The following is a 10,336-nucleotide window of genomic DNA, read 5'->3' as shown; positions in this document are numbered from 1 at the left end:
TATGAGCGGGTCGAAACGCGTCACCCTGCGCGCGTCGCAGATCGTCACCGCGTTCGGACCGGGATCGATGGTCGACCTGCCCACCCGGTCGGTGGTGATCGGGGGGCTGGACCTGTGGCACATGCGCGAACGGGACAGCTGGCGGCCGATCCACGAACCCCGCGCGGTTCAGGTGCTGGAGGCGTTGCTGCGCGCGACCGGCCGGTTGGGTGACGGCATCGCCCTGTCGCTGCGCACCCCGCCGGTGGATGACGAGGGGCAGCAGGGACCGGGGCGGCCCGGTCGCCAGCCGCCGGGGATCGAGGCGCGTATCTTTCCCACGTGGTTCGTCGCACGCGATGCCGAACCGGTCGCCGCATCCGACGCCGGCCAGATCCGCCGCCGCCGGCTGGTACGCTGGCGCGATCTCGATCCGCGTGGCCGGACCGACTTCATCGATGACGACGGCCGCCGCCTCGGCGTCACCCCGATCCGCTTCGTCGCCGGCTGCAAGAAGGGGCATCTGCAGGATATCGACTGGGGCTATGCGGTGCATCCCGGCGCCACCGGGCGTTGCGGGCAGCCCCTGTGGCTGGAGGAGCGTGGCACCTCCGGCGATCCGCGTTCGACCCGGATCGTCTGCGCCTGTGGTGCGGCGCTGTCGCTGCACGACGCACAGGCGACCGGCCGGTTCGGGGACTGCCGTGGCCGCCGGCCGTGGCTGCCGACACCGGAGCCCGGCGGCTGTTCGGAGAAACTCCGCTTCCTCACCCGGACCGCGACCAACGGTTATTTCCCGCAGGTGCTGACCGTAATCTCGCTACCCGCCGCCGAGGACGAACTGACCCGCTTGGTCGAACAGCATATGGATGCGCTGGGCTGGGTCGAGTGCGAACGCGACAGCGCCGCCGCGCGCAAGTCGAACCCCGCGCTGCGGGCGGCGCTGGAGGGATGGAGCGACGCCGATGTGCTCGCGCGCATCGGCCAGTTGCGGCACGCGCAATATCAGGCAATCGAAAAGGCGCCGAAGGTGGCCGAGTTCGATCTGCTCGCCTCCGGGCTGGACGAGATCGGATCGGATACCGCGGATGCCAAGCTGCACGCCCGCACGCTGGCCCGCGCCGACTGGGACGGCGACCGCCCCCGCCTCGCCCCGATCGCGTCCGTCGTCGCGGTGCATCGCCTGCGCGAGGTGTCGTGCCTGTACGGCTTCACCCGGTTCGAAGCCGCCCCGACCGCGATCGACGGCGATCTGGAGGAACTGACCATCGCGGTGGAGGGCGCGGCGCTGGCGACCGATCTGGAATGGTTGCCGGCGGTCGAGCAGCTGGGCGAAGGCGTTTTCCTCCGCTTCGATCCGGCCGTGCTGGCGGCCTGGGCGGCACGACCGGCGGTGACGGTGCGCGGCGAAGCCCTGCACCGCGGCTGGAGCCGCTGGCGCGACGGACAGCCCTATGCCGACCGGCTGCGCTTCCCCCGCCTCGGCTATTACGCGATCCACGGCTTCTCGCATGCGCTGATGAACGAGATCGCGCTGGAATGCGGTTATCCCGCCACCGCGCTCAAGGAGCGGCTGTACGCGATCGTGGACGACCAGCCGCGCTTCGGGCTGATGATCTACACCGCCAGCACCGGCGCACAAGGGACGCTCGGCGGACTGCTGGCGGTGCTGCCCCGGCTGGGGGCGATCGCCGAACGGGCGCTGGATGCGCTCGCCTTGTGCTCGGGCGATCCGATCTGTGCCGAACACGATCCCGACGATCATGCCGACGAACGCTCGCTGAGCGGGGCGGCCTGCCACAGTTGCCTGCTCGTCGCGGAAACCAGTTGCGAGGCGCGTAACCTGTACCTCGACCGCGCGCTGGTATCCGCGACCATCTCGACCCCCGGCGCCGCCCTGTTCGCCGGATAGCGGCCGGGAGCGTTCGGCATTCCTTAAAGATCGCGAAGTATGCCAGCGGTCATGACCTTGATACGCCTCCTCTCCCGTCTGGTGCGACCGATGCTGGCCGACCGGCGTGGCGGCACGGCCGTCGAATACGGACTCATCATCGCGCTGGTCGTGCTGGCGATGATCGGGGCGCTGGGCAACTTCGGACGCGGCGCCACCAGCATGTGGGCCAATGTCAGCGACCGCGTGGTTAATGCCCGGTAATCAAAGCCAAATAACATCGACCTTAAACATTCTTCAACCTCCGTCCGGGTAATGAACAAGGGTCGATCCGGACTATCCGGCACGACCGGGTACTGAAGCTTCGCCAACGATGGAGACCGGAATGAAGACGATTCGCACCATTTTCAAGAATAACAAGGGTGCCACCGCGATCGAATACGGCCTGATCGCCGCGCTGATCGCCGTTGCCGCCATCGGCGCCATGACCAGCCTGGGCACCAAGCTCAACTCAACCTTCAACATGGTCGCCAACAACATGAAGTAATCGTCCCCGCAGGACGATTACCACGCGGGGGCGGCGGGCTTACGGGTCCGCCGCCCCTGTCATGTCCGGGATGATCGCTTTAAAGCCGGCCCATCTTCAGGAACTTGGCGCGGCGTTCGCTGCGCAGTTGCTGCGCGGACAGCGGCGTCAGGTCGGCCAGCGCCGCCTCGATCGCATCGCCCAGCGCGGCGATCGCGGTGACGGGCACGCGATGCGCGCCGCCCAGCGGCTCGGGAACGATCGTGTCGATCACCCCCAGCGATTTCAGGTCCTGCGCGGTCACCCGCATCGCCTCCGCCGCGTCGGGCGCCCGGTCAGCGGTACGCCACAGGATCGAGGCGCAGCCCTCCGGACTGATGACCGAATAGACCGCATGTTCGAACATGATGACGCGGTTGCCCGCCGCCAGCGCGATCGCGCCGCCGGAGCCACCCTCGCCCACCACCGCCGCGATCACCGGGACGCCCGCCGCCAGACATGCCTCGGTCGACCGCGCGATCGCCTCCGCCTGACCGCGTTCCTCCGCCTGGATACCGGGAAACGCGCCGGACGTATCGACCAGCGTCACCACCGGCAGGCCGAATCGGTCGGCCAGTTCGACCAGACGGATCGCCTTGCGGTACCCCTCCGGCTTGCCCATCCCGAAATTATGGCGAAGCCGGCTGGCGGTGTCGTCACCCTTTTCGTGGCCGATCACCAGGATCTTGCGCCCGCGGAAAGTCGCGAAACCGCCCAGGATCGCCTGGTCATCGGCGAAGGCCCGGTCCCCGGCCAGCGGCAGCCATTCGTCGAACAGCCCGGCGACATAATCGCGGAAATGCGGACGTTCCGGATGTCGGGCCACCTGCGTCTTCTGCCACGGCGTCAGCTTGGCGAAGGTATCGCGCAACAGCTTGTCGGATTTGGCCTGAAGCCGCTGCACATCGGCGGCGATATCGACATCGCCGTTGGCAGCGGTTTCGCGCAGTTCGTCGATCCGCCCCTGCAATTCGGCGATCGGCTTCTCGAAGTCGAGGAAACTTGGCATCGGCGGCGGTTAGGACCGGCGGCCGGGAAGGTCAACGAGCGGATGCCGCGTCGTCACCAGTTCGACCAGCCGCGACGCGTCGACATGCGTGTAGATTTCGGTCGTCGCGATGTCGGCATGGCCCAGCATCGTCTGCAATGCCCGGAGGTCCGCGCCCCCTGCCAGCAGATGGGTGGCGAAGGCATGACGCAGCACATGCGGGCTGACCCGGTCCGGCGGGATGCCGGCATCGGCCGCCAACGCCTTGATAAGCTGATACAGGCGGATGCGGGTCAGGTGACCGCGGCCCGACGGGAACAGATAGGCCCGCTCCGCCGGCACATGCACCCGCCACGCCGCCACCGCCGCCCGCGCACGATCGGATAGCGGGACCAGGCGTTCCTTGTCGCCCTTGCCCCGCACGATCAGATAAGGCCGGTCGGGTGCCACCGCATTGCGCGACAGGGAGACGAGTTCGGTCGCGCGCAGTCCCGATCCGTAGAGCAGCTCGACCAGCGCGGCGAGCCGCAGGTCGGCGGCGGCCGGATTCGCCGCCGCCACCCGCTCCGCGACGACCGCGAACAGTTGGTCGACATCGGCATGGCTCAGCGCCCTGGGCAGCGGCCGGGTGGCGCCGGGCCGGGGCAGCGCTACGCCCGGATCGTCGGCACGATGCCCCTCGTCGCGCAGGAAGGCGAAGAACCGCCGCAACGCCGCCGACTTGCGCGCGACGGTGGGGGTGGCCAGCGCGCGCCACTCGTCGGCGAGCCGCGCCAGCGCCTCCGCCTCCGCCCCCGCCAGTCCCCCGTCCAGCACCGCCGAGGCGAGCGACAGGTCGCTGCGATAGGCCGCGATCGTGTTCGCCGCGGCTCCCGCCTCCGCCGCCATCATTTCGAGGAATCGGTCGATCAGCGTCCGGTCGGAAGGGCCGGTCATGCGCGGGCGATCGCCTCGGCCGCGATCATCCGCGCCTCGCCCTCCAGGCCGACCGCGCGCAGCGCCGCGACGATGCGATAGAGCGCGGCGGGCGGCACGCCGCGCCACCCGGCCGCCTGCATACCCGTCGCCGCAAGCAGCGCGACCGTACCGGGCTGGCCATCGTCCACGGCCCGGTCCAGCGCGCGGGTCCAGCTGTCCCCGGTGCCGATCGGCACCCCCAGTTCCTGCGCCAGCGGCGTAACGTCGGCGGTGGCGATCCGCCCCAGCCCCGCCAGTCCGGCGAAGAACAGCCGCCGCTTCACGTCGCCGCCGCCATATCCCTGCACGTCGCCCGCCCCGAACCGGCGGCGGGCATCCGGATCGGCGAGCGCGATCATCGCCCATGCGTCGCTGCCCGCCGGGGCCATGCCGGCCCAGCGCGCGGCACTGCGATCGAGCCCGGCAGCCAGCATCGCCGCGACGAGCCGGTCGACCTCCTCCACCCCGCCGCGCACCGGCTGGCGCACGGCCGCGCGGGCGGTGAGGACAAGGCGCGCATAGTTCGGTTCACCGCCCCATAGCCGCCGCAGCGCCGCCAGCCGGACGGCGGCGTCGGCATCGGCATAGGCGGTGCGCAGATCCTCGGCGGTTGCCCTTGCCGTGGAGGCGGTATCGTCGTCCGCGGCCAGCACGCCATACAGGTCGACCAGCGCGACGTTGGACAACACGCCCTGCGCCGCCGCCGTCTCCGCCGCGGCCAGCCGGACGGCGGGCGACAGCATCGGCAGCAGCGCGCGCCAGCCGGTCACCTGCGGGCCGGCGGCAGCGACCAGCGCGTCGGGCATCGCCGCCCCGGTGGCGGCGGCCAGACCGAACCGCCAGATCGTCAACCGGTCGACCATGTCCCATTCGATCGTGACCGCCTGCCGCCCCTGCCCGCCGGCACCGATCACCTTCTGCGCCAGTCGCAGGTCGATATCGCTGGCGAAGCGGCGGCGGCGCACCGCGGCCAGCCCGGCGCGCGCCGCACGGCCATTGCCGGCCAGCGCCGCGCAGATCGGCTGGGCCAGCGCCCAGGCGCCCTCGCGCGTCGTGGCGAGACCGGCATCGGCAAGCGGACACAGACCGGCCGGGTCCCCCGTCGCCAGCATCGCGTTAAGCGCAACCTGATAGAGCTTGGGGGTGTAGTCGGCATTGTCGACGCGTTGCACCAGCGCCTGGGCCGCCACCGATTCGCCCATGCGCAGCAACAGCCACGCCCGCTCCGCGGCATAATCGGCGCCGTTCAGCCCGGCGGGCGTATCCAGTTCGGCCGTCAGCGTGCGCCGCAACAGGATCGACAGCCAGCGGGACGGCAACGGCGCGGCGGTGCGCCGCATCAGCGCCTCCAGATAGCCGCCATCGGCATCACCGAACGCGTCAGCCGCGACCTCGTCCGTCGCGCCGACGCGCGACAGCGATCGACGGGCGAACAGCGGCATCTCATAGGCAGCCAGCGCCGCCCGGTCGACCGGGGTAGGACTCGCCGTCGGGCTGGGCGACGGCGTGTCGAGCGGCAGCGGTTGCACCACCGCACCTGCGGGATCGTTTGTCGGCGCGACCGGCGTCGATGCCGGGGCGGGTCCGGTCGCCGTCGCCCGCGGAGCCGGCGTCGGCGTACCGCGCGGCGGTGCCGCCCGTGTTGCCGCGGGGCGCGGCGGTGGTGCCGGGTCGCCGAACCCCGGGGGCAGGATCGATTCGGGGCGGTCCTGCGCCGTCACCGCCACCGCGGTCGCGGCCAGCAGGGCGGCGGCCAGCGCCTTACTGGAGGTTCGCAAGCACGACCTGCTTTTCGACCTGGGTGACCGGCCGCTCGCCGCTGCGACCGGCCAGCAGGAACAACCCGCCCACCACCACGACGAGGATGACGGCGATGGAGACGATCAGGCGGGACATGGGCAAACCTCGGTACGGACGCGAACAGGCGAATAGATATAGATAGGGCTGCAACACGCGCTTTTGCGTGGACGCGTCCCGGCTGTATAGCGCGGCCAACGATGATGCAAAGCCACTCCCCCTGGACCGGCAGGCCGATCGTGCTCGTCGGGTTGATGGGCGTCGGCAAATCCACGGTCGGTCGTCGGCTGGCGGTGCGGCTGGCGGTACCGTTCGTCGATGCCGATCATGAAATCGAATCGGCCGCCGACATGTCGATCACCGAGATTTTCGCCGAATATGGCGAACCCTATTTCCGCGACGGCGAGCGCCGCGTGATCGCCCGGCTGATGGATGGCACGCCCAAGGTGATCGCCACCGGCGGCGGCGCGTTCGTGAACGACGAGACGCGCGCCCTGATCCTGGCGCAATCGACCGCGATCTGGCTGAACGCGCATCCCGACGTGCTGGCCGAGCGGGTCAAGCGGCGCGATACCCGCCCCCTGCTGCGCGGGCGCGACCCGCGCCGCGTGCTCGCCGACCTCGCCGAGCAGCGCGATCCGTTCTACGCGCAGGCGCACATTCATATCTCCAGCCAGCGCGGCCCCCACGAGGCGACCGTCGCGGCGATCCTGAAGGCGATCGGACGATGACCCTTTCCACAGATACCGCCGACACCGCGCTCGCCCCCCGCACGGTGATAGTGGAGCTGGGCGCGCGACGTTACCCGATCGTGATCGAGAACGGCCTGCTGGCGCGCGCGGCCGATCACCTCGCGCCACTGGCCCGGGGGCGCACGATGGCGATCGTCACCGACGAGCATCTGGGGACGCATCTGGCGACGCTGGCCGATGGCTTGTCGGCGGCCGGCGTGACGACCGAGGCGCTGGTCCTGCCGGCGGGGGAAGCCAGCAAGAGCTGGTCGACGCTGGAGCGGGTATGCGACTGGCTGTTGCGGCTGGGGGTGGAACGCGGCGATCATGTCGTCGCGCTCGGTGGCGGGGTGATCGGCGATCTGGTCGGCTTCGCCTGCGCCATCCTGAAGCGCGGCTGCGGCTTCGTGCAGATTCCCACCACCCTGCTGGCACAGGTCGATTCGTCGGTCGGCGGCAAGACCGCGATCAATACCGCCGCCGGCAAGAACCTGATCGGGGCGTTCCATCAGCCGGCGCTGGTACTGATCGACCCGACCGTGCTTGACACGCTGCCTTCACGCGAAGTGCGGGCCGGTTATGCGGAGGTCGTGAAATACGGTCTGATCGACGATGCGGATTTCTTCGCATGGTGCGAGGAACATGGGGCAGCACTGCTGGCCGGCGATCCCGCGGCCCGACTCCATGCCATCACCCATGCCGTCAGCGCCAAGGCGCGGATCGTCGCGGCCGACGAACACGAGACGGGCGGCATCCGCGCCCTGCTCAATCTGGGCCACACCTTCGGCCATGCGCTGGAGGCCGAAGCAGGGTTCGATGGCCGGCTGATCCATGGCGAGGGCGTGGCGGCGGGGATATCCCTGGCCTTTCGCTATTCGGCGGGTCGCGGCTTGTGCCCGGCCGCCGATTCGGACCGCGTCTCTGCCCATTTTCGTGCCGTCGGCCTGCCCGACGGACTCGCGGCCAGCGGCATCGCGGCGGACGGTGTGCAATTAGTGACACATATGCGGCATGATAAAAAAATGGCGGCGGGGACACTGCCGTTTCTGCTCGCCCGGGGCATCGGTGCGACCTATCTCGATCGAACCGTTGATCTCATTGATATCGAACAATTTTTGGATAACGAACCAAAAAGGGTCTAAAAAACGGCGGATATGCTGCCTATCGGTCGGGGCAAATAACAGCTACTGGAGTTTTTAACTCGATCTGGGTTAGTGTCAGCATGTGATAACGCTGATCCCACCCCCCGCCGATCTGTTCCTGCGTGAAGACGCCATCCGTGGCGGCATGGACCTGATGCTGTTCGCGCACAGCCGCCACCTGCGCAAAGCGGACGAGGAACTGGCTCGATGGGGTCTGGGGCGGGCTCATCACCGCGTTCTGTACTTCGTGGCGCGTCGCCCGGAGATGACGGTTGGCGAATTGCTGGCCATCCTGAGCATCGCGAAGCAGTCGTTCGCCCGCGTCGCCCGCCAGTTGACCGACAAGGGCCTGCTCAGCCAGCGGCCGGGCGATCGCGATCGGCGCCAGCGCCTGCTGAGCCTTACCGAGGCCGGGGCGGAACTCGAAATGGTGCTGTTCGCGGATATGCGGCACAACATGGCGCAGGCTTATGCCGCGGCGGGCGGGCCGGCGGTCGCCGGGTTCTGGATGGTGATGCAGAATCTGATGGGTGAAGAGGCGCGCGGGCATTTCGCGCGGCTGCATGGCATCGGCGGCGGCGGTGCTCGTTATCCGGCGATGGCATCCGCCAGCAGCCCGACCGACAACGCATAGAAATTCGAGCAGTTGTAATCCAGGATGACACGGTAGTTGCCGGTCAGGAGATAGGCGGTCGCCCCCTCGCCGTCCGGCTCCATCAGCGTCGCCTGAACGCTATCCGCCGGCCAGGCGCCACCCTGCGGCACCAGTCCCAGCGCGCGCCATTCCGCCATGCTCCGCCAGCCGCTGTGGCGCTGGAACACGCGGGGGCAGCGCGGGCTGACCAGCGTGTTGCGGATCGCCGCGCGATCGAACCCCGCCGGTACCGACACCGCCATCCCCCAGGGCTGACCACGCCGCCAGCCCGCATCGGTGAAATAGTTCGCGATCGAGGCGAGCGTGTCGGGCTGGCTGCTCCAGATGTCGGCGCGACCGTCACCATCGCCGTCCCGCGCGACGCGCAGATAGATCGAGGGCAGGAACTGCGGATTACCGGTGGCGCCCGCCCAGCTGCCCTTCAGTTGCGACCGCGGCGTGCCGCGATCGATCATCGTCAACGCGGCGATCAGTTCCCCCTCGAACAACGAGCGCCGCCGCCCGTCGAACGCCAGGCTGGCCAGCGACCGGACGAGATCGAAATTGCCGGTATAGGCGCCATAGTTCGTCTCATGCCCCCAGATCGCGACCATGATCGACTCGGGCACCCCCGTCTGCGCCTCGATCGCCGTCAGCCGGGGCCGCTGCGCCTGATAGACGCTGCGCCCGCGCCCGATCCGGGCCGCGTCGACATGCTGGACGCGATAGGGCGCGAACGGCGAGAAGCTGGTGCTCAGCACATTGCCCGGCTGGCCGCGATCGAGCTCGACGACACGGGGGTTGAGGGTCAGTCCGGCAAATTCGCGGTCGACCGTCGCCCCCGCCACCCCCTGCGCCACCGCGCGTGTCCGGACACCGGCCAGATAGGACTGGAACGGATCGTCCTGTGCGACGGCGGGCGTGGTGGCGACGAGGGCGACGGCGACCAGCACCGATTTTGTGAACGACATGGCTGCGGCTTGTCGCGGGGTATCGCCCGATCGGCAAGTCCCGGCCGTCGTTGGGGTTGCACGGATCGGCGCGGACGCTATCGAAGGGCTCGCATCCATCGCCCCCGCCGGCGGTCGATCCGGGAAGAGTGTCCGAGTGGTTTAAGGAACCGGTCTTGAAAACCGGCGAGCGGGCAACCGTTCCGTGGGTTCGAATCCCACCTCTTCCGCCAGAATTTATGCTATGCTGTTGTTTTTAAACGATTTTATTTTGGTTTAAACGAACCGACCAACAAGGCGACCAACATTTTTGAAATGATGAATAAAGAGCGCTGGACCGCCAAGCGCTTTGATTCGGTCTTGCTAGGACCATGAAAGCGCAGACCGACGCATGTAGGCCACTACACTCGTTGGCTTGACGAATATCTCATCATAATCATTATCTGCATAAATCTTCAGAAAAGTCCGATAGAAAACGATTTCCTAGACGACACCCTATGTGATACCTCTTCATAGATTTTGTCAATATTATCCAATAAAACTTTTGCTATCTTATACACACCACTGTTTTTTGCAAACAATATATCGATATTTGAAAGGTCAATTTTATAACTCTTCCTGACTAAATTTCCAGCTTCGTCTTCTTCGTTAGATGTTTGGTCCCGACGATTGATGGTGCGGGTTTGATATGAACCGGTCCAG

General features: G+C 68.0%; 12 protein-coding genes and 1 tRNA gene. 7 read left to right on the top strand and 6 right to left on the bottom strand.

What is annotated here, in order from left to right:
• The first annotated feature begins 1 nt into the window (after position 1).
• From drmB to IFT82_RS18405, 3 genes are all read left to right on the top strand, one after another.
• Entirely contained in the window at positions 2 to 1,891 is a 1,890-nt protein-coding gene (gene drmB / locus IFT82_RS18415; RefSeq protein WP_192129594.1) for a DUF1998 domain-containing protein, read from the top strand.
• Positions 1,892 to 1,942: 51 nt separating this feature from the next.
• Positions 1,943 to 2,134 (top strand): Flp family type IVb pilin, encoded by a 192-nt coding sequence (locus tag IFT82_RS18410; RefSeq protein WP_192129593.1) that lies wholly within the window; start codon positions 1,943 to 1,945, stop codon positions 2,132 to 2,134.
• Positions 2,135 to 2,255: 121 nt separating this feature from the next.
• Positions 2,256 to 2,417 (top strand): Flp family type IVb pilin, encoded by a 162-nt coding sequence (locus IFT82_RS18405; RefSeq protein WP_192129592.1) that lies wholly within the window; start codon positions 2,256 to 2,258, stop codon positions 2,415 to 2,417.
• Between the two features lie 79 nt (positions 2,418 to 2,496).
• On the opposite strand, the gene IFT82_RS18400 is transcribed toward IFT82_RS18405, so the two are convergent.
• From IFT82_RS18400 to IFT82_RS21250, 4 genes are read right to left on the bottom strand one after another with little or no spacing between them, the layout of a single operon-like run.
• Complete coding sequence (locus IFT82_RS18400) at positions 2,497 to 3,444, bottom strand: acetyl-CoA carboxylase carboxyltransferase subunit alpha (protein WP_192129591.1); 948 nt, start codon at positions 3,442 to 3,444, stop codon at positions 2,497 to 2,499.
• A 9-nt stretch (positions 3,445 to 3,453) separates the two neighbouring features.
• Entirely contained in the window at positions 3,454 to 4,359 is a 906-nt protein-coding gene (locus tag IFT82_RS18395) for a tyrosine-type recombinase/integrase (RefSeq protein WP_192129590.1), read from the bottom strand.
• Positions 4,356 to 6,158, bottom strand: a complete 1,803-nt coding sequence (locus tag IFT82_RS18390; RefSeq protein WP_192129589.1) for a hypothetical protein — start codon at positions 6,156 to 6,158, stop codon at positions 4,356 to 4,358. The genes IFT82_RS18395 and IFT82_RS18390 overlap by 4 nt, the downstream gene beginning before the upstream one ends.
• Positions 6,142 to 6,276, bottom strand: coding sequence for a hypothetical protein (locus tag IFT82_RS21250; RefSeq protein WP_274602270.1), 135 nt, complete (start codon positions 6,274 to 6,276; stop codon positions 6,142 to 6,144). The genes IFT82_RS18390 and IFT82_RS21250 overlap by 17 nt, the downstream gene beginning before the upstream one ends.
• Positions 6,277 to 6,377: 101 nt before the next feature.
• On the opposite strand from IFT82_RS21250, the gene IFT82_RS18385 reads away from it, so the two are divergent.
• The 3 genes from IFT82_RS18385 to IFT82_RS18375 all read left to right on the top strand — a co-directional run bounded on the left by IFT82_RS18385 (position 6,378) and on the right by IFT82_RS18375 (position 8,684).
• Positions 6,378 to 6,908 carry a shikimate kinase gene (locus IFT82_RS18385; RefSeq protein ID WP_192129588.1) on the top strand — a complete coding sequence of 177 codons (531 nt, stop codon included), beginning with the start codon at positions 6,378 to 6,380 and terminating at the stop codon, positions 6,906 to 6,908.
• Positions 6,905 to 8,050: a 3-dehydroquinate synthase gene (gene aroB, locus IFT82_RS18380; protein ID WP_192129587.1), complete on the top strand. Its 1,146-nt coding sequence runs from the start codon at positions 6,905 to 6,907 to the stop codon at positions 8,048 to 8,050. The genes IFT82_RS18385 and aroB overlap by 4 nt, the downstream gene beginning before the upstream one ends.
• Positions 8,051 to 8,195: 145 nt before the next feature.
• Positions 8,196 to 8,684: a MarR family winged helix-turn-helix transcriptional regulator gene (locus IFT82_RS18375; RefSeq protein WP_192129586.1), complete on the top strand. Its 489-nt coding sequence runs from the start codon at positions 8,196 to 8,198 to the stop codon at positions 8,682 to 8,684.
• Here IFT82_RS18375 and IFT82_RS18370 read toward each other — a convergent pair.
• Entirely contained in the window at positions 8,639 to 9,655 is a 1,017-nt protein-coding gene (locus tag IFT82_RS18370) for a lytic murein transglycosylase (protein WP_192129585.1), read from the bottom strand. The genes IFT82_RS18375 and IFT82_RS18370 overlap by 46 nt on opposite strands.
• 122 nt (positions 9,656 to 9,777) lie before the next feature.
• Between IFT82_RS18370 and IFT82_RS18365 the strand changes: the two genes are divergently transcribed.
• Positions 9,778 to 9,867 (top strand) — tRNA-Ser (locus IFT82_RS18365).
• A 222-nt stretch (positions 9,868 to 10,089) separates the two neighbouring features.
• Here IFT82_RS18365 and IFT82_RS20620 read toward each other — a convergent pair.
• The coding region (locus IFT82_RS20620; protein ID WP_207105836.1) for a hypothetical protein at positions 10,090 to 10,336 on the bottom strand (247 nt) is incomplete at its 5' end.

The sequence above is a fragment of the Sphingomonas sp. CFBP 8760 genome (assembly GCF_014841615.1).
Classification (GTDB): domain Bacteria; phylum Pseudomonadota; class Alphaproteobacteria; order Sphingomonadales; family Sphingomonadaceae; genus Sphingomonas.
The sequence above is the reverse complement of the archived record's forward strand: the minus strand, read 5'-3'. Positions and strand labels throughout refer to the sequence as shown.